We start from the raw sequence: 21,850 nt of genomic DNA on the forward strand, positions 1-21,850 counted from the left end.
ACAGGGAGTGACACGATGGGGCACGGCGAACACGGCGGCCACGGCGACCTGCCACCCCTCACACCGGGACGCGCGCTCGAGCTCGGCGGCGACTCCTTCTTCCTCGTCGGCTGCCTGCTCGTCCTGGCCCTCTACGGTATCGGCGTCGCCCGCCTCCGGCGGCGCGGCGACAGCTGGGGCGCCGGCCGCGTCGTCGCCTTCACCCTCGGCGTCCTGTCCGTCGCCGCCGTCACCGCCACCCGCCTCAACGACTACGGCATGGTGCTCTTCAGCGCCCACATGATCCAGCACATGGTGATCAGCATGGTCTCCCCGATCCTGCTGCTCCTCGGCGCCCCCGTCACCCTCCTGCTGCGCGCCCTGCCCGCCGCCGGCCGGGGCCGCAGGGGCCCGCGCGAATGGCTCGTCACCCTGCTGCACAGCCACTACGTCCGCGCCGTCAGCAGCCCCCTGTTCACCATCCCGCTCTTCATCGCCAGCCTCTACGCGCTGTACTTCACGCCGCTCTTCGACTTCCTCATGGGCAGCAGGCTCGGCCACCTCGGGATGATGCTCCACTTCCTCGCCGTCGGCCTGGTCTTCTTCTGGCCCATCATGGGCGTCGACCCCGGCCCCCGCCGCGCCGGCCACCTCATGCGGATGCTGGAGCTCTTCGCCACCATGCCGTTCCACGCCTTCTTCGGCATCGCCCTGATGATGGCCAGCGAACCGCTCATCGACACCTACGCCGAGATCCCCGCCTCGCTCGGCACCGACGCCCTCTCCGACCAGTCGGCCGCCGGCGGCATCGCCTGGGCGTTCAGCGAGATCCCCACCGTCATCGTGCTCCTCGCCCTCGTCTTCCAGTGGTACGTCTCGGAACAGCGCACCTCCCGCCGCCTGGACCGCGCCGCCGACCGCGACGGGGACGCCGAGCTCGCCGCCTACAACAAGTACCTCGCCGAGCTCGGCAGCCGCGGCTGACCGCCCGTCAACACCCCCCTCACCAGCGGGAAGGGGCTGGCGGCCGCACCCGGCGAGCATCTAACGTACGGGGGTACGAGGCCCGACGCACCAGCCCGGCGTCGCGCCGCCACACCACACCGAAACAGGGGGACGCGGTGGCCACCACCAGCGCATGGGTCCAACGATTCCACCCGCAGCCCGAGGCGCCCGTCCGCCTCGTCTGCCTGCCGCACGCAGGCGGTTCCGCCAGCTACTTCCACCCCGTCTCGGCGGCGCTCCGCCCCGCCGCCGAGGTGCTGGCCATCCAATACCCCGGCCGGCAGAACCGCCGCGCCGAGCCGCCGCTGCGCACCGTCGACGCCCTCGCCGAAGGCGTCGCCGAGGCGCTGGCGCCCCACACCGACCGCCCGCTGGCCCTCTTCGGCCACAGCCTGGGCGCCAGCGTCGCCTACGAGACCGCCCGGCTCCTGACCAAGGCCGGCACCCCGCCGGTGACCCTGGTCGTCTCCGGCCGCCGCGCGCCCAGCCGCCACCGCGAGGAGAACGTCCACCGCCGCGACGACGCCGGCGTCCTGGCCGAGATACGCCGCCTCGGCGGCACCGAGATACAGCTGCTGGACGACCCCGAGATCCAGGCCATGGTCCTGCCGGCCATCCGCGCCGACTACGAGGCCGTGGAGACCTACCGCCACGCCGACGGGCCCCTCCTCGACTGCCCGCTGCTCACCCTCGTCGGCGACGACGACCCCCTGGCCACCCTCGACGAGGCGCGCGACTGGAAGCTGACCACCACCGGCGACTTCCGCCTCACCACCTTCACCGGCGGCCACTTCTACCTCAACGACCAGGCGCCCGCCGTCATCGCCGCGCTCCGCGACCACCTCGCCACGGTCACTCCCTGACCGCCCGCACCGCGTACATCAACGGCACCGAGGGCCGGCCCGCCGGGAACGCGAACTCCCCGGCGGCGCCGCGCTCCAACGACGTGAACCGCTGGAACATCGTCGTCGGCCGCTCCCGCAGGAACACGATGCGCAGCCCCGCGCCCGCCAGCGCCGAGACCACCTCGCCCAGCGGATGCCGCCACTGCACCGAGACCGTCCGCTCCAACTCCGGCCCGTCCGTGTAGGTGTACGGATGATCCTCGCGCCCCGGCGCCGTGTCGAAGTAGTCGTACGCCACCCGCTCACCGGCCTCGTCCAGCATGTCCGTCACCGGGTGGAACTCCGCCAGGTACAGGAAGCCGCCCGGCCGCAGCGAGTCCGCGACCACCGCCGCCCACCGCGTCAGATCCGGCAGCCACACCAGCGACCCGCCGCCCGTGTACACCACGTCGAAGCGTTCCCCCTCCAACGCCTCCCGCGCCGCGTACACGTCCGACACCACGAACCGCGCCCGCCCCGCCAGACCCGCCTCCTCGGCCAGCCCGCGCGCCACCCGGACCGCCTCCGCCGAGAAGTCCACCCCCGCTACCTCGGCGCCGCGCCGCGCCCACGCCAGGGTGTCCTGACCCATGTGGCACTGGAGGTGCAGCAGCCGCAGCCCCGCCACGTCCCCCACCTCCGCCACCTCGACCGGCCGCAGCGGGTCGGCACCGGCCCGGAACCCCGGCAGGTCGTAGAACGCGCTGTCCGCGTGCACCCGCACCCGGTCGTCCCAGTTCTCACGATTCAGCCGCAGCCACTCGTCCTCGTCCATGGCACGGAAGTTAGCCACGCCGCGCCGCGCCCCGCACCCCGTTATCGCCGTCGACACCGGCGGCGCCCGTCGCGCCCTCCAGCACCCGCCGGAAAGCCAGCCCCGGCCGGCCGCTCACCAGCGTCGGGCCCGTCTCCTCGAAACCGACGCGCGCCAACACCCGCCGCGACGCCACGTTCTCCCACGCCGCCACCGCCCGCAGCTCGGTCAGCCCGTACTCCGCGCCCGCCCGCCGGCACACCTCACGCGCCGCGCGCGTCGCCACCCCGCGCCCGGTCGCCGCCTCCGCCACCCGGTAGCCCAGCGTCGCCGAACCGTCCGCCACGTCCATCAGGTTGACCCGGGCCAGCACGGCCCCCGCCCGGTCGAGCACCACGTGGAAGTGGTCCGTCCCCGCGTCCTGGTACGCCAGCAACGCGCGATGCCGCTCCTCGAACGACGCGAAGTACGCGTCCCCCCGGTCGCCCACCGAAGCGGCGAAGAACGCCCGGTTCTCCCGCTCGAACGCCAGCACCGCCGCCGCGTGCTCCGCCGTCAGTCTCCGCACCACGTACATCCGCGCAGCACACCACGAGCATCCCGTTCCCCGCCAGCGACTTCTCCGCCGGGCCCTCCCCGGGCGAGGCCGGCGGCCCGCCGACAGGCCCCGGGCCGCCAGGCCGCCACCCCGACCGGTGGCCGGCAGCGGCGCATTCCACCCGACGCCATTCCGCCGCCCGCGTTTCTTTCGACGCCTATTGCCCGTGGTAGGGTCAACTCTTCGGCGCTGTCGGTGTTTTCTCGGTTTGGATGACTGTGGTTCCTGATTTCAGGCTCGATGTTGCGGTGACGGACTCCATTCATCTGGAGGGGGTTTCCGGAGTGGCCGAGCGACTGCTCCAGGAGTGCCACGACATCGGGAAGCCCACCCTCCCCTCGATCTCCCTCACCTACCCCGACTCCGTCGTCGCCAGCCTGGAAGGTCCCCTGCGCCCGCTGGCCGAACTCCGCCTGTACTCGGCGTTCTCCGTCGTCCTCGGCCCTTGGGAAGGAGGCGAGGACGACCACGCCGACGCCGTCGCGGCCCTGCGCGCCTCCCGTGAGAGCGGCGTCATCGGGCTTCTGGCGCGGGACGACGAGCCGATCCGTTTCCGCGTCGACGCGCTGCCCGACAGGGCCACCCTCCGCCACGCGATCGAATCCGGACTGAAATGGCGGAACGCCCCCCGCGACTGGCAGATCAATATCGTCCGCCGCGGAAAGCTGCTGCTCGCCCAGATCGGCGCGCTGTATTTCTCGCGGCGTTTCCCCGAAATGCGGCGCATTCCCGCCTCCACCAACCCGGTCGTCGCCGCCCTGCTCGTGCGGCTGCTCAAGCCGCGCGAAGGCGATGTCGTCTGGGACCCGTTCTGCGGCGCCGGCACCCTGCTCGTCGAGGCCGCCCACACCGGACGCGACCTGACCCTCGTCGGCTCCGACATCTCCACCGACGCGCTCGCCGCCGCCCGGGGCAACGCCCCGCTCTTCCCCACCGGCACCCTGCTGCGCGCCGACGCCGCCGCGCTGCCCGCCCGCGACCGCGCCGTCGACCGCGTCCTGGCCAACCTCCCCTTCGGCAAGCGGGTCGGCTCGCACGCCACCAACCAGCGGCTCTACCCCCGCTTCCTCGGCGAGGTGGAGCGCGTGCTCACCACCGAGGGCCGCGCCGTGCTGCTCACCGAGGACAAACGACTGCTGCGCGCCTCCGTCGAGGCCACCCGCAACGTGCGGCTGCTGCGCGAGGTCACCGTCTCCACCGGTGGCCTGCACCCCGGCGTCTTCGTCGTCGAACGCACCCGCGCCGCCCGCCGCCGGCACAAGCCCCGCGCCCAGGGCGCCCCGTAGCCGGCGGGGGAGCGGCGCCCCTCACCCTCCCAGACCGCGCAACGCCCCCATCGCCTCCCGCTCCACCCGCGCGACCTCGCCCAACACCGCGCCCGCCCGCACCAACGCGCCCCGGTCACCCGTCTCCCCGGCCCGCGCCAGCGCCGCCGCCACCTCCGACCACAGCACCGCCGCCTCCGCGTACCCCCGATGCCCCGCGCGCAGCGCCCCGTCGTCCACGAACTCCGCGCACTCGGCCAGAAAATCGCGGTACAGGTTGCGGAACAACGCGCCACCGGTGCCGCCCCGTTCCATCAACGACGCCGCCAACGGCAGATCACACCCCGGCTCCCGCGCCCGCTCCCACCAGCCAGGCGCCAACCGGCCCGCCTTCTCGATCCCCCGGCACCCCAGATTGGCGATCGGCGGACGCAGGAACGCCTCCGCGCACGCCACGATCGCGTCGAGGACCGCGCCGCGAAGCCGCTGTGGCGACGCGGAGAACCCCTCGGGAACGTCGAGCGCGAACGACCGGTGCCGCGCCGACATCGGGCCCCGCGCCGCCCGCGCCTCCGCCAGACTCGCCAGGCTCGTCGAGACCGCCCCGCCCTGCTGCCCGGTGTCCACCAGGAACGCGTCCCGCCCGTCATGCCCGTACAACGCGACGACGTGCCCGGCGAACGGCACCCGCGACGAGAAGTACTCCAGCCGGGAGCTGTCCAGTTGCAACCCCACCGGATCACCCGCCTCCAGCACCCCCGCCACGTTCTCCCACGCCCGGCGCGGGGACGCCGTCTCCCACACCCGAAGCCCCCACCCGAGGCGCGCGGCGAGGACACGCGTCACCTCGAACGGCCGCACCCGGCCCCCGAGAAACGGGAAGTCCATCGCCTTGGCGTCCCAGTACACGAAGGACAGCCCCGCGCCCAGCCCGAAGAGCATCGGCTCCGACAGCCCCACCCCCCGGTGCCGCGCCAGCACCCCCAGCGTCGACGTCTCGCAGTGCAGCCCGCCCCGCGCCTCCACCCCGACCCGCGCGCTCACTTCCCGCCCTCCTCGACCGCGACCACCAGCCGCGTCACCCAGCCCTCCGGCGCGGCCGCGCCCGGACCCACCACGTACCCCTCCCGCACCGGGCCGCGCGGCCGCAGCCCGCGCGCGTAGACCTCGCCGAACAACGCGTGGTAGGCGAGCGGCAGTTGCCCGTACGGCCCCACGTGCGTCGTCACCGCCGCACGCCCGGCCGGCACCGCCACCCGCTCCAGCCCGGCCACCTCCACGGACGGCGACCCGGCCCCCACCGCGACCTCCATCCCCTCGTCCGGATCCAGCGGATACAGCCCCCACAGCGGCGGCTCCCACCCGGCACCCGCCCCGTCCAACGCCGCCAACAGCCGCACCACACACCCCCCGACCCGGTCCCCGACCGCGCCGCCGCCCCCCGCCGAGCGCACCACCCCCAGCCGGAGCCCGGGCTCCGGGCCCACCGACACCTCGTACCCGTCCAGCCCCTCCCGCGCCAGCCGGTCCACCATCTCCCACCGTTCCGCGTCCCGCCGCATCCGGGCCGCAAGCCGCTCCCGCTCCTCCCGCAGCAGCCGCGCCCGCGCGTCCGGCCCGGCCGCCAGCGCGTCGCGGATCGCCGCCAACGGCAGCCCCGCGTCCCGCAGCAGCGCCACGGTCAACGCGTCCCGCGCCTGCTCCGGCGCGTAGTACCGGTACCCGGACCGCGCGTCCACCCGCAGCGGGGCCAGCAGCCCCACCTCGTCGTAGTGCCGCAGGCGCTTCACGCTCAGCCGGCACAGGCGGGCGAAGCGCCCGATCGTCAGAAGGTCATCTCGCACGCGACCATCGTGAACCCTCCCCCCGTGGGAGAGTCCAGCACCCGGCCGCGCGCCGACCGGCTCCCACGGCGCCCCACCCCGGCCGCCCGCCCCCTGGACAGCCCGGGACAGCGCCGCCCCCGCCCCGTTGTCTTTTTCGCGGTCCTGCAAGAGGGCCGCTGCCCTCCTGGCCGGCGCCGCCCCAACGGAAGGCCACCGGCCCGCTGCTGACCGAGGCGGGTGCGCCGGCCGCCGGCGCGGCCTCTTCGGCGCGTGCGGCGACGCCCGCGTGGACGCCGTCGTCAACGCCTTCCCCCGCACCGGGGAAACGCCCCGCGCGGGGCCCGACGCGCGCGGCACGACCCCGCGTCACCGTGCGGCCGCGGCACCGCTCGATGGGGTGATCCCGGCCCGGTGCGCCGCCCCACCGCCCCCCGGGCCACCGATACTGAGGGCCGGCCCGGCGTGGCCGGACTCCCACGGACAGCCGTTTCCGCTCAGGAAGGCCAGCGATCAGCGTGCCCGGACCTCAGGAGCAGGGGCCCTGCCCCTTCCCCACCAACCACGGCTTCACCCTCCACCCCTCCTACGCCGAGCTGCGCGGCGCCCCCCTCGGCCGGGTCCGGCTGCCGCACGGCGACGACGCCTGGCTGGCCACCCGCTACGCCGACGTCCAACTCGTGATGTCCGACCCGCGGTTCTCCATCGCCGCCGCCGTCGACCGCGACCAGCCCCGGATGCGGGAGGGGGCCCGCGCCGCCAGGGGCCTGTTCTCCATGGACCCGCCCGACCACACCCGTCTGCGGTCCGTCGTCGGCCGCGACTTCAGCGCCCGCCGGATGGAGCGGATCCGCGGCCGGGTGCGGGAGGTCGCCGAGGCCCGCGTGGACGCCATGCTGGCGGGCGGTCAACCGGCGGACCTCCTGGCCGAGTTCGCCATCCCCGTGCCGACCACCGTGATCTGCGAGATCATCGGCGCGCCCGCCGAGGACCACGACCGGTTCTGGACCTGGGCGGAGACCATCTTCGCCAACGACCTGCCGGGCGACACCGTGCTCGCCGCGGTGCGGGACTTCTTCGCCTACATGGGCGGCATGGTCGCCGAACGCCGTGCCCGGCCGCGCGAGGACATGCTCAGCACCCTGGTGCGGGCGTGCGACGAGGAGGGGCAGATCACGGAGGAGGAGATGTTCGCGGTCGCCGCCGACCTGCTGAACGCCGGGTTCGCGACCACCTCCCACCAGATCGCCAACTTCCTCGCCACCCTGCTGAGCCACCCCGAGCAGTTGGCGCTCCTGCGGCTCAAGCCCGACCTGGTGCCGGGCGCCGTCGAGGAGCTGCTGCGCTTCGTCCCCATCCTCAGCGGCTTCTCGTTCGCCCGCTACGCCGTCGAGGACGTCGCGCTCGGCGGGGTCACCGTCCGCGCGGGCGAGCCGGTCATCGGCGTCCTCGGCTCGGCCAACCGCGACCCGGAGGCGTTCACCGAGCCCGACGCGCTGCTCGTGGACCGGCCGGCCGGCCCCCATCTGGCGTTCGGCAAGGGCCCGCACTTCTGCGTGGGCGCCCACCTGGCCCGCGTCGAACTCCAGGAGTCGCTGCGGGTGCTGCTCGACCGGCTTCCCGGGCTCGCGCTCGCCGTCCCCCCGGACGAGCTGGAATGGCGGCGCGGCAGCATGGTCAACGGCCTCACCCGGCTTCCCGTCACCTGGTGACCGGGCGGCGCCGGGCCGGCCCACCGCCCGCCGCGCCATCCCCGCCGCGCACGCCCGCCGCACCACCCCCGCAAGACACCCGACCCGGGAGAAGCCGCCGGCGCGTCACCCCGCGCCGGCGGTCACCGCCCCCGGCGCGCCCCGCGCCCCCGCGGCGACCGCGACCAGTTCGGCCGCCGCCCCCGACAGCCGCCTCGGCCCCCGCCACACCGCCGTCAGCGGCCGCCGCGGCGGGGCACCCGCCAGCGGCACCCGCGTCAACTCACCCGACTCCACCTGCGCGGCCACCGCCAACGCGCTCAGCACCGCCGGCCCCGCACCCGACGCGAGCGCGACCCGCACCGCCGCGTTGCTGTGCAGCACCTGCGCCGGGGGCGCCAACTCCGCGCCGCCCACCAGCTCCTCGAACGCCTCCCGCGTCCCCGACCCGCCCTCCCGCACCACCAGCGGCGTCGCCGCCACCTCCGCCAGGCTCACCGGGCCCCGCCGCGCGGCCCACGGATGCCCGGGCGCGACCACCACGGCCAGCTCGTCCTCCCGCACCACCCGCGCGTGAAACGACGGCGGAACGCGCGGCGTCTCCACGAACCCCAGCCGCAGCGCGCCCTCCCGCACCGCCTCCAGCACCCGCGAGGAGTTGTCCACCCGCGGCTCCACACGCACCCGCGGGCTGCGCCGCCGCAACTCCGCCAGCCACGCCGGCAGCAGGTTCTCCGCGATCGTCATGCTCGCCCCCACCCCGAGCGGCACGACGTCACCGTCCCGCCCGTGCCGGAACCACGCGTCGAACTCCCGCGCCGATTCCAGCAACTCCCGCGCATGCGCCGCGCACAGCAACCCGGCCGACGTCGGCCGCGACCCGCGCGGATGACGCTCCAGCAGCGGCTCCCGCGCCTCCGCCTCCAACCGCGCGATCAGACGGCTGGCGTTCGGCTGGTGCAGCCCCAGCTTCCGCGCCGCCGCCCCCAGGCTGCCCTCGTCGACCACCGCCACGAACAGCGCCAACGCCTGGAGGTCCGGCAGCCTCGGCACGTCGGCGGGGGAGCGGTGAGCAGCCATATCGCGATGATATGACCCGGTAGCGGATCGCCGGCTACCGGCGCCCGACCGCCCCTGCGACGGTGGCCGGCATGGCGCCCCCGTCCCCGTCCTCCCTCCTGCCCGGTGTCGCCCTCGCCGGCGCGGCCGCCGCCGCCTGCCATGGACTGGGCCTTCTCGCCCCCGGCGCGAGCCCCCTGCTCCTGGCCATCGCGCTGGGCGCCGCCCTGGCCCACATCGTCCGCCCGCCGGCCCGCCTCGCGCCGGGCCTCGCCTTCTGCGCGCGGAACCTGCTGCGCGCCGGCATCGTCCTCCTCGGACTGCGCCTGGCGCTCTCCGACATCGCCGCACTCGGCGCCCCCGTCCTCGCGGCCCTCACCGCCACCGTCGCCGTCGGCCTGCTCGGCACCGTGCTGCTGGGCCGCCTGCTGGCCGTGCCCCACCGCCTGACGCTGCTGATCGCCTGCGGCTTCTCCCTGTGCGGCGCCGCCGCCGTCGCGGGCGCCGCCGGCGCCCTCGACCGCGACGAGCGGAGCGAACGGGACACCGTCACGGCCGTCGCCCTCGTCGTCGTCTTCGGCACGGCGCTGATCCCCCTCCTCCCGCTCGCCGCCGGAGCGCTGGGCCTGGCCCCCCGGACCGCGGGACTGTGGGCCGGCGGCTCCGTCCACGAGGTCGCCCAAGTCGTCGCGGTCGGCGGCGTCCTCGGCGACGACGCCCTGACCGCGGCGGTCCTCGCCAAGCTGGCCCGCGTGCTGCTGCTCGCCCCCGCCGTCGCCCTCCTCGCCTTCCACCACCGCTCCCGCACCCCCGCCACGGCGGCCGGGGCCCCCGGGCACCCGGCCCCGGCGGCGCGGCGCCCGCCTCCCGTCCCGCTCTTCGTCGTCGGCTTCCTGGCGGCGGTGCTGCTGCGTTCCCTCGTCCCGCTCCCCGCGCCGGTCCTCGACGCCGGCGCGTTCCTCCAGAGCGCGCTGCTGACCGCCGCCATGTTCGCCCTCGGCTGCGGCGTCCACCTGGGCGAGCTGGCCCGCGTCGGCCCCCGCCCCTTCCTCCTCGCCGCCCTGTCCACCCTGCTCGTCCTCGCCACCGCCCTCCTCGGCGTCACCCTGGCGACCTGAGCCCCACCCCGCCACCCCACCCCCGGAACACCCCGCCGGGGCCCCGACCACGCGCCGCGAGACGGCCGTTAGAGTGACCCCATGCCGCACACGGTTCTCTCCCCGCCACTGGCCCGCTAGCGGGCCACCGCGAAACCCGCGCGCCGGACACCGTCCGCGCCGCGCGCCACGGGCGTGCCCGCACAGAAGCACCACGTTCCTCCGCTTCCTCTGGAGAACCTTCTGTGTCGAGAACCGTCGCACCCACCCCTGCCCCGACGACGCCCCGCCCGCCGCGGCGCGGCTTCGCGCTCCTCGCCTTCGCCGGCCTCGCCTGGGGAACGACCGGCGCCGCCGCGGAACTCCTCTACCGCACCGGCGACATGGGGCCCCTGGCCCTGTCGTTCTGGCGCTTCCTGGCCGGCGCGGCACTCCTGCTGCCGGCATGGGCGCTCACCCGCACCCGCCGACGCCCCGTCCACACCCCCGCCCCCGCGCGCCGCCGCGCCCCGCTGCTCCTGGGCACCGGACTCGGCCTGGCCGTCTTCCAGAGCGCGTACTTCGTCTCCGTCCAGGCCACCGGCCTCGCCGTCAGCACCGTCGTGACCCTCGGCGCCGCCCCCGTGCTCACCGCCGCCGCCGGACGCCTCTTCCTCGGCGAACGCGTCGGACGCGGCGGGCTGTGGGCGCTCGCCGGCGCCCTCACGGGCCTCGCCGTCCTCGTCCTCGGCAACGAACCGGGCGTCGTGCGGCCCGCCGGCGTCGCCGCCTCGCTGCTCTCCGCCACCGGCTACACCCTCTCCCACGTGCTGGGCCGCCGCACCGGCCGCCACGGCACCGGCGAGGACCCCCTCGCCCTCACCCTGTGGTCCTTCCTCGTCGGCGCCGCCGCACTGCTCCTCCCCGCCTGGGCCGAGGGCCCCGTCCCGCACGGCGACCACCGCGCCGAGGCCGCGCTCGTGCTGCTCTACCTGGCCACCGTCACCACCGCCGTGGCCTACCCGCTGTACTTCGCCGGCGTCGCCGCCGTCCCGGCCGCCACCGCCGCCGTGATGATGCTGCTCGAACCCGTCAGCGCCGCGGTCCTGGCCGTCGCGCTCCTCGGCGAACGGCTCACCTCGGCGACCGTCGCCGGCACCGCGATCCTCCTCACCTCGATCACCACCCTCGCCGCCGCGTCCCGACCGCGGCGACGCGACTGACCCCGCGCCCCCGCGCCGCCGGCGCGGGGGCGGGCCGAACCCCCGCCACCCCGCGCCGGCGCCCGCCCCTACCATCGGAGAGCGAACGCACGAACGCCCCGGCGCCCACGACGGCGCACCGCGCCCCACGACGGCGCACGACCTGACCGAGGACGCCCCGACGCATGGCCGCACCCCCCGACGCATCCGTCCTCCGCGCCCCCGGCATGACCCACCTGCTGGCCGTGGTCCTCTGCTGCTTCTCCGGCTTCGCCCTGCTGCTTCCCGTCTCCCCGACCTGGGCCGTCGCCGGAGGCGCCGACGAGTTCGGCGCCGGCCTCGTCACCGCCGTCCTCATGGCCGCCACCGTCCTCTCCCAACTCCGCGTCAGGGCCGTACTGCGCCGCGTCGGCTGGCCCCGCACCCTCACCCTGGGCGCGCTGCTCCTCGGACTGCCCGCCCCCCTCCAGGCCCTCAGCGACACGCTGCCCGCGATCCTGGCGACCACGGCGCTGCGCGGCGCCGGCTTCGGCATCCTCACCGTCTGCGGCTCCACCGCCGTCGCCGCGCTCGCCCCCCGCGGCCGGCAGGGCGCCGCCATAGGCGTCTACGGCCTCGCCATCGCCCTGCCGCAGGTCGTCCTCACCCCGGCCGCGCCGTGGCTGGTCGACACGTTCGCCCTCCCCGCCATCATCGCCTGCGGGGCCCTGCCCGTTCTCGCGCTTCCCCTCACCCCCGCCCTCGGCCGCGCCGTCGCCGCCCACGACGCCAGCCACACCCCCCGGGACGGCGCCCCCCGCGCCACGCCCACCCCCACCGTGCTGCGGCGCATCCGCCAGCCGCTGTGCGTGCTGCTGCTCGTCACCGCAGGCGGCGGCGCCGTCCTCACCTTCGCCCCGCAGTTCACCCCCGACCCCACCACGGCGGCCGCCTGCCTGCTGACCCTCACCGCCACGGCCGCCGCCGGCCGCTGGGCCTGCGGCATCCTCGCCGACCGCGTCCCACCCCGGCCGATCGGCGTCGCCCTCCTGCTCGCCGCCTGCGCCGGACTCGCCCTGACCGCCGCCGGCGTCGCCGCACCGGCCACCGCCCCCGCCCTGCTCGCCGGAGCACTCCTCCTCGGAGCGGCCTACGGCGGGCTGCAGAGCGTCACCCTCGTGCAGGCCTTCCGCCAGGCAGGACCCGACAACCGGCACACCACGTCCGTCGCCTGGAACATCGGCTACGACTCCGGCACCGGCCTCGGCTCCCTCGCCCTCGGCCTCGCCGCCCAGACCGCGACCTTCGCGACCGGCTTCGCCACCCTGTCCGCCGTCATGGGCGCCGCCACCCTCGCCGTCCTCCTCACCACCCCCCGCCCCGCCCCGTCGACGACACCCCCGATCGGCGGCCGCCCGAGCACCCCGGCCGACGAGGACTGCGACCAGCCCGGCCCCTGACCGCCGGACCCGGCTGCCCCACGCGACCCCACGGCCGGGAGCACACCGACGAGCGGAATGCCGTCCGCCGCCCCCACCCACCCAGGTGGGCACCCCCGCTGAGACGGCCCACGCCACGGCGGACCCGGACAGTCCGCCGCCCCGGTGCGTGAGCGCGGCCGAAAACCACCCCCACCCCGCCCCGTTCACTTCCCTCTCCCGGCCACCCCTCGACGCCGGACGCCGCACGGACGCCGTGGACGGCACCCACGCCGCCCCACCCTCAGGAAACGCCCCGTGGCGGGACGCCGCCCAACCCGGGAACGTGCCGCCGGGAGGCCGCGACGAACGCGTAGATGGCGGACCGCGAGACATCCCGGGCGCCCTTCAACTCCTCCCGCGACCGCGCCGTCGGAATACGGTCGATCTCCTTGAGCGCCTTCCGGGCCAGATCCTCCAGATCCGCCGCGTCCGTCAGCAACTCGGCCCGGAACATCGCCTCCATGGCGGCCGTCCGCAGCCGCTGCGTCTCCCGACGCAGCTCCTGCGCCTCCTCGCCCCCACGGCCCTCGTGCCGCGCGAACCACTGGTCCAACTGCCCACGACGGTAGTTCGCCAGCGCACCCCCGTACGCGCAGTACGCGTCGATGCGCTCCTCCCGCAGCCGCTCACCGCGGGTGAACCGCTCGGCGCGCAACGCCGCACGCCGCTGGAACAGATACGTCACCGACGAGCCCAGCAACGTGCCGAGCACGGCTATGAGACCAGTGGCCACAGCTTCCATCCCCCCAGCGAAGCACGCCCTGCCCCCACCGACCTCACCTTTCACGCCACCGCCCGCCCGACACGAAGGAACACCGCCGCCCGCCCCTCGACGACACCCGAGGCCACCCCCACGACCCGACGCGGAAGACGCCGACGGGGGCCGCCCGGACGGACGACCCCCGCCGCGACGCCCCCGCTCAGCCCCGCGCCACCAGCCGCAGCACCTCACGGGCGTGCTCCACGGAGCCGTCCACCGTCTCCACGTCGTACATCGAGTCGACCATGAAGTGCTCGATGCCCGTCCGCTCGTGGATCTCCCTGATCGCGTCGGCGACCCGCGCCGTGCTCGTACCGGCGTCGATGTTCACCCGCAGCACCGTGTCGATCGCCCCCGGGTCCCGCCCCTCCTCCCGCGCCCACTCCTCAAGCCGCGCGCGCTGCGCCACCAGCCCGTCGACATCGACATAACTCGGCACCACGACCAGCGGCAACCAGCCGTCCCCCCGCCGCGCGACCCGACGCAACGCCCGCTCCGACATGGCCCCCAGATAGAACGGGGGCCTCGGCCGCCGCGCCGGCTTCAACGGCGCGTGATGCTCCGGCACGGAGATCTGCGCCCCCTCGTACCGGGCGGGATCCGTCGTCCACACGGCCTCCAGCGCGTCGAGCAGCTCCTCCATACGGGCCCCGCGCCGCGTGAAGTCCAGCCCGGCCGCCTGGTACTCCTCGGGCGACCAGCCGACCCCGAACCCCGGCAGCAGCCGCCCACCGCTGATCAGGTCGATCGTCGTCAGCGACCGGGCCAGCTGCACGGGCGGATAGAGCGGGGCGACAAGCACATGCGAACCCAGCAGCACCCGACGCGTCGCCGACGCGGCAACGGAGAGCAGAACGAACGGGTCAGCGGCCGGATTCAACTCCTCCGGAATGGTGTCGCCCTGCCCCCCGTAACCCACCCGGGGCCGCACCGCCGCCAGGTTCCGGTCACCCACCCACAAGCTGGCGCCCCCCGCCTCCTCGATCGCGGAGGCGAACGCGGCCGTCCGCGCGACACCGTACGCCTGGTGGTGGAACTGCGGGAGAGCGAAACCTATCTTCATGACGTCCTTCACGCTGTGACACTGCGGGGGAGGCCCGGGCTCCGGCCGAGCCGACCTTCGCCCAACCGGAACCTCACCCTACAAGCGGCCCACCGCCCCCACCGCCCCCAACACCCGCCACACCACAGGCGGTTCAGGCGGTCACCAGGGGCGCGCCCGGCTCAGCGCGACGCCTCCCGCACCAGGCCGGCCCCCGGACCGGCCAGCCACTGGTCGAACCGCAGCAGAAACGGGAACTCCGCCCGCAACGCGTCGAGATCCGCGTGCCCCACCAGCCTGCCGCTGTCGACCAGCGCGGCCGTCCTACCGAGGACCTCGTCCCCCTCCAACACCGCGTCCGGCAGCCGGCCGTAACCGATCGGCCGGCCAGCGGCCCGCGTCAGCGCCTCGGCCAGCGCCCTCCCGGTGAGCGCGTCCCCGGCGATCTCCCTCGTCCGACCCGCGTACCGGTCCGGAGCGGCGAGGACCCCCGCCACGACCCGCCCGATGTCGCGCACCGCGATGAACTGCATGGCCTGGTCGGGCCGCATCAGAAAGGACAGCTCTCGCCCGGGCCCCGCCCCCGGAAGCGTCAGGATCTCCATGAACGTGGCCGGCCGGACGATCGTCGCGGCGACGTCCGACGCGCGGACCCGCTCCTCGACACGGCTCTTCACGTCGAGATGGGCGACCCCCGTCTCCGTCGGCCCCGCCGCCACCGTCGAACTGTAGACAAGATGAGCCACCCCGGACCGCTCGGCGATCTCGACGACCCGCGTCCCGAACCGGAACTCCTCCTCCACGGACACCCCGGAACCCGGCTGCCCCGCGCTCGGCTGCACGCTGAAGACGCCGTACGCACCCGAGAAAGCCGCCCGCAGCGACCCCGCGTCGCCGAGATCACCCCGCACGACCTCCACACCGGCGGCCGACAACGCCCGAGCCCGCGCACCGGCCGGATCCCGCACCACCGCCCGCACCGCCCAGCCCCCGGCGCGCAGCGCCGCGGCGACCGCCCCTCCCTGCTGCCCGGTGGCACCCAGCACGACAACGGTCCTGTCAGAAGTGTTCATGCCGCTCGCAACCACCCCGCGAACCCTCCCTATTCCGCGCCCGCCGGGCCGGGCCCACCCCGCGAAGCGGCGTACCCCCGCCCCTCCACCCCCGCCACCGCACAGCTCCCACAACCCGAGCCCTCACAGCCCGAGCCCCCACAACCCGAGCCCCCGCACCGCCCGACCGCCGGGAGCGCCCGCGACACCCCGTCACCCACCCACCCACCTCCCGGGTGGTTTACGAAACCACCCCACCCGCCGCGCGAATGCGCCACGGCGACGCGGGCACCTCTGTCCTCGCGCAGCGGCCAGCGGCGCAGCGGCCCGCACGGACGAACCGGCGCGACACGAAAGGCAGGACACACCACATGGCCACCTACCACACGGAGATCCACACCGGCGGCGGAGGCTGGCAGGCCGACGAACCCCTCAGCATCAGCATCACCAACCGGGGCGACGTCGTTCCCGAGGACGGCGCGCCCTCGACCGGCACCACGGTCACCTGGAGCGGCGACCAGGGAGACGCCTCGGTCACCTTCTTCGACGACGGCAACACCTTCCAGGGCACGGCCCGCTTCCCCGGCGAGGGCCCCGTCGGCTACCGAGGCCAACTCGCCACCTGACCACCCCGCCCCACGAACGACGAGCGACGACACCGCGTCCCCCACCGGCGAACGGGGCACAGGACGCGGTGCCGTCACCTCCCGCCCGCCCACACCCCGCGACCACTCACCCCCGCCCCCCGACACCACCCGGATCCAGCGCGCGCGCCAACCAGGTGAACGCGGCCGCGTAGCCGGCGAGTTCGGCGTGATGCGCCTCCAACGTCCCCTCGACCACCTGCACCAGATAGCGGTACCGCTCGTACGGGTCACCGTCCGCGTGCCCCCGCGCCTCCCGCTCCATGTCGGCGAGCACCTCCGGCTCCAGCCGCGACAGCCCCTCCGCCACCTCCCGCCGCGACCCCACCCCCTCGAACGCGGTGCCGAACATCCCGCCCAACCACCGCAGATACCGCTCGCCCAACTCCCGGCCACACGCCGAGTCCGGGTCCACACCGGCCTGCTGCGCGGCGACGGCGTCCCGCAGCAGCGGCTCCGCCCGCGCGTACGACTCCCACGCGGCAGGCGACACCAGCAACTGCCCGACCCCGTCGGCGAACCGCGCGTTCAGGTCCTCCCGCACCGCACGCCGCACCTCGGGATCGCTCACCAGCGTCGCCAACTCGATCCACGCGTCCAACTGCTCCGGCGTCGGCTCGTCAGGAAGACGCGGCGCCACCGCGTTGAGATCCGCGACAAACCGCGGGTTCTCCTCCAACCCCTCACTGACATCCGCCCAGAACTCCTCGACCAGCCGCTCCCGCTCCTCGTCCGAGAGCGACACCAACCGGTGCACCAGCGCCGCCTGCTCCACACCCCCCGGCCCCCGGACAAGCGCCCGCAGCACCGCACGACGCGCCCGCAACCGCGACGCCTCACGCTCCACCACATCCAGGTGCGCCGAGGCCAGCTCGCGCAACGTCGTCCGCCCGTCCAGCAGCCGCCGGATCTCCGCCAGACCGGCGCCCAACTCCCGCAGCGTGCGCACCATCTCCAGCCGCGCGACAGCCTCGATGTCATACAGCCGGTAACCGGCGCCCGTGTGCCCGGACGGCTCCACCACCCCGGCATCCGCGTAGAAACGGATGGCGCTGACACTCAGCCCGGTACGGCGCGCCACATCCCCGATCGGGTACATCATCTCGTCGTCCACCACGCCACTGTGCGGTCTCAACCCACATGAGACGCAAGCCCCCACCGACGGCCCCACGGCCCCGCACCGAACGCCGCCCCGCCCGGCGCGGGGACGCGGCCCCGCACCGGGCGACGGAACAACGGCACGAAGGGCCACGCCGCCGCCCCGGGGAAACGACGCGCGCGCCCCGGATCAGGCGGCGGACTCGTCCGGCGGGGGAGAAGCCGAAGCGCCCTGCTGGATACGCGCGACCTCCACCTGCGCGCGGGCGGCAATCTCCGCCCGCCGCGTCTCCGCACGCTGCGTCAGATAGGTGTGGGCCACCTTCCTGACCACGACCGCGACACCGAGGACACTGACCGTGACGATGGCGAGATCACTCAGCGCCGGGACGAGCGAGCCGGAAAGCGGCTCCCGCACGGACGAGTCGGAAGGGGCGGGGAAAGTCTTCTCTGTCATACCCCCATGATCACGCACACCGGCCGCCGCCCGTCAGGGCGGCGTCGGCCGACGCTCCCGCCGTCAGTCCAGATCCGACATGTCGAGCACGAAACGGTAGCGGACGTCGTTCCGCCCCAGCCGTTCGAGAGCCCGGTTCACCTCAGACGACGGCAGCAGCTCGATGTCGGCGGTGATGCCGTGCGCGGCACAGAAACGCAGCATGGCGGCCGTGGACGGACGACCACCACTGCCGCCGGAGCTGAGCCTCTTGCGGCCGACGAGCAGGTCCATGGTCTCCACGGTGACCGGCCCGAGATGACCGAGGTGGCTGAGCGTGCCGTCCATGGCGACCACGCGCAGATACGGAGCCAGATCGTGAGGGGCGGAAATGGTGTCGATGACCACGTCGAACCGGTCGCGGACCGCCTCCATCCGCCGGGAGTCGGTGGAGACCACGAACTCCCGCGCCCCGAGACCGCGCGCCTCGTCGGCCTTGTCCGGGTCCCGGCTGAGAACGGAGGTCGCGGCACCGAGCGCGGTCGCCATCTTGACCGCGAGATGCCCCAGCCCGCCCAGCCCGGCGACCGCGACGGTACTGCCCGGCCCCACCCCGAGCGCCCGCAGCGGCTCCCAGACGGTGACACCGGCACAGAGCAGGGGAGCCGCGCCGGCCGGGTCGAGCCCCGGGGGGAGGTGATAGACGAAGCCGTCGCGCACGACATACTCGCGGGAGTACCCGCCCAACGTGGTCCCCCCGTCCCGCCGGTCGACTCCGCCGTAGGTCAACGTCGGGAACTCACGGCAGAAGTTCTCCTGGCCGACCCGGCACATGCGGCAGACGCCGCAGGAGTCGACGATGTTGCCGACGGCCACGGCGTCGCCGGGGGAGAAGCCGGAGACCGCGCCGCCGACCTCGGTGACCACGCCGGTGAACTCGTGTCCCGGTACCAGCACACCGTGCGCGTCGCCCCCGTACGTCCGCAGCGCGTGGAGATCCGTGTGGCAGACGCCGCAGAAGTCGACGCGCACCGCGACATCGTCCGCGCGCAGGTCCCGACGCTCCAGCACCGCCCGGCGCAGGGTCCGCGTCGCGCTGTCCGCCTGCCAACCGGTCGTGGAACGCATCGCTCTCTCCTTAGACAGACTGTTCGGTCTGTTTGACGGTAGGGCACCGGCGGGCGCAAGGCAAACAGACCCGTCGGTCTGTTACCCTGCGGAGAATGCCCGACCAGCCATCAAGCAGCCGCGGCGCCGCGACCTACCAACGCATCCTCGACGCCGCCACCCGGGAATTCGCCCAGTACGGCATCGCCGGCGCACGCGTCGAACGCATCACCACCGCCGCCCGCACCAACAAAGCCCAGCTCTACGGCTACTTCGGCAACAAGGAACAACTCTTCGACGCGATCTTCCTCGCCTCACTGGAACGCATCACCAACGTCGTCCCCATCGACGCGAACGACCTCGCCGACTGGGCCGTACGCCTCTACGACGAATACCTCAGCCGCCCCGACCTCATCCGGCTCGCGACCTGGGCACGCCTGGAACGACGCCCCACCGGCCACCTCGTCGCGGACCACGACCACTACGACGACCACAAACTCCGCGCCATCGCCCAAGCCCAGGCCGCCGGCCGCATCCGACCAGGAAACCCCTTCGACGTGATGGCCATGGTCATCGCCATGTCCATGGCCTGGTCACCGGTCAGCAACGTCTACGCCGCCTCCCCCCAGGAACCCGCCCCCACACACGAGCACCGACGCACCCTCCTGCGCGACTGCGTCCACCGCGCCCTCGCCCCCGACCCCACTCCCTGAACCCCCGGCGCCCGCGCGACCCCCACCCCTCGACGCCCGGCGCGACCCGGTCAGTCCCCGCGCCTCCTCAACCGTTCCAGATTCCAGTCCCGGGCCTCGCGCGCGTACCGGGCATGAGGATGGTCGGCGCCGAGCACCCGCGCGTAGTCCACGACGAGGCCGGCGAAGAGCCGGGCCGCCTCCGCGTGCTCCCCGGCCCGCCCGAGCGCGAAGGCATGGTTGTGGCGGGCGGTCAGGGCGTGGCGATGACGGAGGCCGAGCACGCGCGTGTAGTCCACGACGACTCCGGCCAGCAGCCGGGCCGCCCGCGCGTGTTCGCCCGACCGCCCCAGGACATGGGCATGGAGACGGCGCGCGTTGAGGGTGTGGGGGTGGTCGTCTCCCAGAACGCGCGCCTGGTCGGCGGCCAGTTCGGCGAACAGCCGCGCCGCTTCCGAGTCCGCCCCCGTGTCGCCCGTGTACCAGGCGTGGTGGTAGCGGGTGTTGAGGGTGTGGGGGTGGTCGTCGCCGTGGAGGCGTGCCTGGTCTGCGGCGAGTTGGGCGAACAGGCGGGCCGCCTCGGCGTGGTTCCCCGCCTCACCGGCGCGTAGCGCCTCTTCGAACCGGTGGGTGAGTTCTTCTGTGGTGGGTGTTGTCGTCGCGGTGGTGGGTGTGTCGTGTGGTGGGTTGGCGGGGCGGGTGTAGGGGGCGGTGGGGGTGGTGGCGCGGTGTGGGATGAGGGTGGTCACGTTGGTGGGCCACAGCGAGGCGCCGGTAAGGCCGTCATCCGGCGGGTCCCAGTGCCCGGTGATCTGTGTCAACAGCTGGGGGAGAGAGGGCCGGGCACCGGGGCTCTTGGCCAGGCAGGCGGCGACCACAGCATGGAGTGGGCCCGCGAGTGCCTCCAGTCGGGGCTCGTTGTGGAGGACACGGTGGAGGACTGCCAGGGGAGCACCGACGCCGAACGGTTCACGACCCGTCGCGGCGTAGGCGATCACCGCCCCCAACGCGAACACGTCGCTGGCCGGCCCGATCTGACCACCCTGGGCCTGTTCGGGGGACATGAAACCGGGCGTGCCGATCACCGCCCCGGTACCGGTCAGGGAGGTGCCTTCCAGGGTGCGGGCGATTCCGAAGTCGATGACCCGCGGCCCGTCGGCGGCCAGCAGCACGTTCGACGGCTTCAGATCCCGATGCAACAACCCCTTGGCGTGGATGGCCTGCAACGCCTCCACCAGCCCGGCCGCCAGCCCCCACACCGCGCTCTCCGGCAACGGACCGGTCTCGGCCACGGCCAGGGCGAGGTCCGGCCCGGGGACGTAGGCGGTCGCGATCCACGGCGGATCATCCTCCGGCCCGACCGCCACCACCGGGGCGGTGAACGTTCCGCTGACCGTCTCGGCTGCCGCTACCTCCCGAGCGAACCGTGCCCGGAATTCCCGTTGGCCGGCCAGGTGCGGGTACACCACTTTCACCGCCACCGACCGGCCTCCCGCAGACCGCCCCAGGAACACCTCACCCATCCCGCCGGCCCCCAGCCGGCCCCGCAACACGAAACCACCCACCCGTTCCGGATCCCCCGCGCGCAACGGCTCCACCGACACTCCTTCTCCGACACCGAAACAAGACCCACGTAGGCAAGTTGAACCGCCCCGGCGACTACTCAACCACCGCCGACCCCGCCCCGTCCCGCGCCCCGGCCCACCCCTTCAGAGCCGGTCGGACCGGCCCATCGCAAGCGGGGCCTCCACTGGAGACCGGCGCCTCGGGCGAAGGCGATCCACCGCGGGGACCGCGCCGCCGGCCGGAGCGTCCGCTGCTTGGTCTGTTCCCCGCCGACGTGTCGCCCCCGGCTTCGGCGTCGTGGGCGGTGGGCGGCCCTGGTGGTGTGGAGCTCTCCTGTCTCAACTCATCCTGTGCGGCTTGCCGTTCGGGCGGTGTCCGTCCAGCGCACCCGCGCGGGCCGGCCCCGGGCGGTGGACGTGGTATCCCACGTGCTGGCCGCCGGCGCGGCCGGGCAGCAGCGGGTGCGGTGTAGCGGCGCGAGTTCGATCGGCGGCAGGTGTGCGAGCGGGTGAGTGGCGGAGCGCGCGACCGGGTCAGGCCGTGGAGCGTCGAGGAGGTGTTGGGCCCGCCCGAGGAGACCCGGGGGCGGACCGGGTTGGTGCAGGGCACGCTGCTGGTCAGCCTCCGCCTCCGGATCGCGCACCTTCCGGTGCGGCG

General features: G+C 74.6%; 21 protein-coding genes. 9 read left to right on the top strand and 12 right to left on the bottom strand.

Features of this window, described 5'->3' with window-relative positions:
* Window positions 1-15 precede the first annotated feature (15 nt).
* Window positions 16-963: a cytochrome c oxidase assembly protein gene (locus CRP51_RS14055; protein WP_097231511.1), complete on the top strand. Its 948-nt coding sequence runs from the start codon at window positions 16-18 to the stop codon at window positions 961-963.
* Window positions 964-1,100: 137 nt separating this feature from the next.
* A complete protein-coding gene (locus CRP51_RS14060) occupies window positions 1,101-1,847 on the top strand; it encodes a thioesterase II family protein (RefSeq protein ID WP_097231512.1) in 747 nt (248 codons plus the stop codon).
* Here the strand turns inward: CRP51_RS14060 and CRP51_RS14065 are convergent.
* Window positions 1,837-2,643, bottom strand: a complete 807-nt coding sequence (locus CRP51_RS14065; protein WP_097231513.1) for a class I SAM-dependent methyltransferase — start codon at window positions 2,641-2,643, stop codon at window positions 1,837-1,839. The genes CRP51_RS14060 and CRP51_RS14065 overlap by 11 nt on opposite strands.
* Window positions 2,644-2,653: 10 nt before the next feature.
* Window positions 2,654-3,199: a GNAT family N-acetyltransferase gene (locus CRP51_RS14070; RefSeq protein WP_097231514.1), complete on the bottom strand. Its 546-nt coding sequence runs from the start codon at window positions 3,197-3,199 to the stop codon at window positions 2,654-2,656.
* A 269-nt stretch (window positions 3,200-3,468) separates the two neighbouring features.
* On the opposite strand from CRP51_RS14070, the gene CRP51_RS14075 reads away from it, so the two are divergent.
* On the top strand, window positions 3,469-4,506 hold the full coding sequence (locus CRP51_RS14075; RefSeq protein ID WP_170970548.1) for a methyltransferase domain-containing protein: 1,038 nt from the start codon (window positions 3,469-3,471) through the stop codon (window positions 4,504-4,506).
* A gap of 21 nt (window positions 4,507-4,527) precedes the next feature.
* On the opposite strand, the gene CRP51_RS14080 is transcribed toward CRP51_RS14075, so the two are convergent.
* Both CRP51_RS14080 and CRP51_RS14085 read right to left on the bottom strand, forming a co-directional pair.
* Window positions 4,528-5,529, bottom strand: coding sequence for a BtrH N-terminal domain-containing protein (locus tag CRP51_RS14080; RefSeq protein WP_097231516.1), 1,002 nt, complete (start codon window positions 5,527-5,529; stop codon window positions 4,528-4,530).
* Window positions 5,526-6,329 (bottom strand): MerR family transcriptional regulator, encoded by an 804-nt coding sequence (locus CRP51_RS14085; RefSeq protein ID WP_097231517.1) that lies wholly within the window; start codon window positions 6,327-6,329, stop codon window positions 5,526-5,528. Before CRP51_RS14085 ends, CRP51_RS14080 begins: the two co-directional genes overlap by 4 nt.
* A 497-nt stretch (window positions 6,330-6,826) precedes the next feature.
* On the opposite strand from CRP51_RS14085, the gene CRP51_RS14090 reads away from it, so the two are divergent.
* A complete protein-coding gene (locus CRP51_RS14090; RefSeq protein ID WP_097231518.1) occupies window positions 6,827-8,020 on the top strand; it encodes a cytochrome P450 in 1,194 nt (397 codons plus the stop codon).
* Between the two features lie 105 nt (window positions 8,021-8,125).
* On the opposite strand, the gene CRP51_RS14095 is transcribed toward CRP51_RS14090, so the two are convergent.
* On the bottom strand, window positions 8,126-9,079 hold the full coding sequence (locus tag CRP51_RS14095; RefSeq protein ID WP_097231519.1) for a LysR family transcriptional regulator: 954 nt from the start codon (window positions 9,077-9,079) through the stop codon (window positions 8,126-8,128).
* Between the two features lie 71 nt (window positions 9,080-9,150).
* Between CRP51_RS14095 and CRP51_RS14100 the strand changes: the two genes are divergently transcribed.
* From CRP51_RS14100 to CRP51_RS29985, 3 genes are all read left to right on the top strand, one after another.
* Window positions 9,151-10,176 carry a YeiH family protein gene (locus CRP51_RS14100; protein ID WP_097231520.1) on the top strand — a complete coding sequence of 342 codons (1,026 nt, stop codon included), beginning with the start codon at window positions 9,151-9,153 and terminating at the stop codon, window positions 10,174-10,176.
* A gap of 224 nt (window positions 10,177-10,400) precedes the next feature.
* Complete coding sequence (locus tag CRP51_RS14105) at window positions 10,401-11,357, top strand: DMT family transporter (protein ID WP_245880574.1); 957 nt, start codon at window positions 10,401-10,403, stop codon at window positions 11,355-11,357.
* Window positions 11,358-11,521: 164 nt separating this feature from the next.
* A complete protein-coding gene (locus CRP51_RS29985) occupies window positions 11,522-12,775 on the top strand; it encodes an MFS transporter (protein WP_097231521.1) in 1,254 nt (417 codons plus the stop codon).
* Between the two features lie 262 nt (window positions 12,776-13,037).
* Here the strand turns inward: CRP51_RS29985 and kilB are convergent, their stop codons facing one another.
* The 3 genes from kilB to CRP51_RS14125 form a co-directional block, all read right to left on the bottom strand.
* A complete protein-coding gene (kilB, locus tag CRP51_RS14115) occupies window positions 13,038-13,538 on the bottom strand; it encodes a plasmid transfer protein KilB (RefSeq protein WP_097231522.1) in 501 nt (166 codons plus the stop codon).
* Window positions 13,539-13,716: 178 nt separating this feature from the next.
* Window positions 13,717-14,619, bottom strand: a complete 903-nt coding sequence (locus CRP51_RS14120; RefSeq protein ID WP_097231523.1) for a TIGR03619 family F420-dependent LLM class oxidoreductase — start codon at window positions 14,617-14,619, stop codon at window positions 13,717-13,719.
* A gap of 161 nt (window positions 14,620-14,780) precedes the next feature.
* Window positions 14,781-15,671, bottom strand: coding sequence for an NmrA/HSCARG family protein (locus tag CRP51_RS14125; RefSeq protein ID WP_097231551.1), 891 nt, complete (start codon window positions 15,669-15,671; stop codon window positions 14,781-14,783).
* Between the two features lie 350 nt (window positions 15,672-16,021).
* On the opposite strand from CRP51_RS14125, the gene CRP51_RS14130 reads away from it, so the two are divergent.
* Window positions 16,022-16,276: a hypothetical protein gene (locus tag CRP51_RS14130; protein ID WP_097231524.1), complete on the top strand. Its 255-nt coding sequence runs from the start codon at window positions 16,022-16,024 to the stop codon at window positions 16,274-16,276.
* Window positions 16,277-16,382: 106 nt separating this feature from the next.
* Here CRP51_RS14130 and CRP51_RS14135 read toward each other — a convergent pair whose 3' ends face one another.
* The 3 genes from CRP51_RS14135 to CRP51_RS14145 form a co-directional block, all read right to left on the bottom strand.
* On the bottom strand, window positions 16,383-17,408 hold the full coding sequence (locus tag CRP51_RS14135) for a MerR family transcriptional regulator (RefSeq protein ID WP_141514601.1): 1,026 nt from the start codon (window positions 17,406-17,408) through the stop codon (window positions 16,383-16,385).
* Window positions 17,409-17,582: 174 nt separating this feature from the next.
* Entirely contained in the window at window positions 17,583-17,849 is a 267-nt protein-coding gene (locus CRP51_RS14140) for a hypothetical protein (RefSeq protein WP_097231526.1), read from the bottom strand.
* A gap of 63 nt (window positions 17,850-17,912) precedes the next feature.
* On the bottom strand, window positions 17,913-18,956 hold the full coding sequence (locus CRP51_RS14145) for an NAD(P)-dependent alcohol dehydrogenase (protein WP_097231527.1): 1,044 nt from the start codon (window positions 18,954-18,956) through the stop codon (window positions 17,913-17,915).
* A 95-nt stretch (window positions 18,957-19,051) separates the two neighbouring features.
* Here CRP51_RS14145 and CRP51_RS14150 point away from each other — a divergent pair, with 95 nt between their 5' ends.
* On the top strand, window positions 19,052-19,648 hold the full coding sequence (locus CRP51_RS14150; RefSeq protein WP_097231528.1) for a TetR/AcrR family transcriptional regulator: 597 nt from the start codon (window positions 19,052-19,054) through the stop codon (window positions 19,646-19,648).
* Between the two features lie 50 nt (window positions 19,649-19,698).
* Here the strand turns inward: CRP51_RS14150 and CRP51_RS29990 are convergent, their stop codons facing one another.
* Window positions 19,699-21,231, bottom strand: coding sequence for a serine/threonine-protein kinase (locus CRP51_RS29990; protein WP_342749046.1), 1,533 nt, complete (start codon window positions 21,229-21,231; stop codon window positions 19,699-19,701).
* Window positions 21,232-21,850: the final 619 nt, after the last annotated feature.

Source organism: Streptomyces zhaozhouensis (assembly GCF_900230195.1).
Taxonomy (GTDB): Bacteria; Actinomycetota; Actinomycetes; order Streptomycetales; family Streptomycetaceae; genus Streptomyces; species Streptomyces zhaozhouensis.

Bases quoted from the DNA above. Each gene is read 5' to 3' on its own strand.
- CRP51_RS14055 (WP_097231511.1), top strand. From the start codon at position 16: ATGGGGCACGGCGAACACGGCGGCCACGGCGACCTGCCACCCCTCACA.
- CRP51_RS14065 (WP_097231513.1), bottom strand. From the start codon at position 2,643: ATGGACGAGGACGAGTGGCTGCGGCTGAATCGTGAGAACTGGGACGAC.
- CRP51_RS14070 (WP_097231514.1), bottom strand. From the start codon at position 3,199: ATGTACGTGGTGCGGAGACTGACGGCGGAGCACGCGGCGGCGGTGCTG.
- CRP51_RS14095 (WP_097231519.1), bottom strand. From the start codon at position 9,079: ATGGCTGCTCACCGCTCCCCCGCCGACGTGCCGAGGCTGCCGGACCTC.
- CRP51_RS14100 (WP_097231520.1), top strand. From the start codon at position 9,151: ATGGCGCCCCCGTCCCCGTCCTCCCTCCTGCCCGGTGTCGCCCTCGCC.
- CRP51_RS29985 (WP_097231521.1), top strand. From the start codon at position 11,522: ATGGCCGCACCCCCCGACGCATCCGTCCTCCGCGCCCCCGGCATGACC.
- kilB (WP_097231522.1), bottom strand. From the start codon at position 13,538: ATGGAAGCTGTGGCCACTGGTCTCATAGCCGTGCTCGGCACGTTGCTG.
- CRP51_RS14120 (WP_097231523.1), bottom strand. From the start codon at position 14,619: ATGAAGATAGGTTTCGCTCTCCCGCAGTTCCACCACCAGGCGTACGGT.
- CRP51_RS14125 (WP_097231551.1), bottom strand. From the start codon at position 15,671: ATGAACACTTCTGACAGGACCGTTGTCGTGCTGGGTGCCACCGGGCAG.
- CRP51_RS14130 (WP_097231524.1), top strand. From the start codon at position 16,022: ATGGCCACCTACCACACGGAGATCCACACCGGCGGCGGAGGCTGGCAG.
- CRP51_RS14140 (WP_097231526.1), bottom strand. From the start codon at position 17,849: ATGACAGAGAAGACTTTCCCCGCCCCTTCCGACTCGTCCGTGCGGGAG.
- CRP51_RS14145 (WP_097231527.1), bottom strand. From the start codon at position 18,956: ATGCGTTCCACGACCGGTTGGCAGGCGGACAGCGCGACGCGGACCCTG.
- CRP51_RS14150 (WP_097231528.1), top strand. From the start codon at position 19,052: ATGCCCGACCAGCCATCAAGCAGCCGCGGCGCCGCGACCTACCAACGC.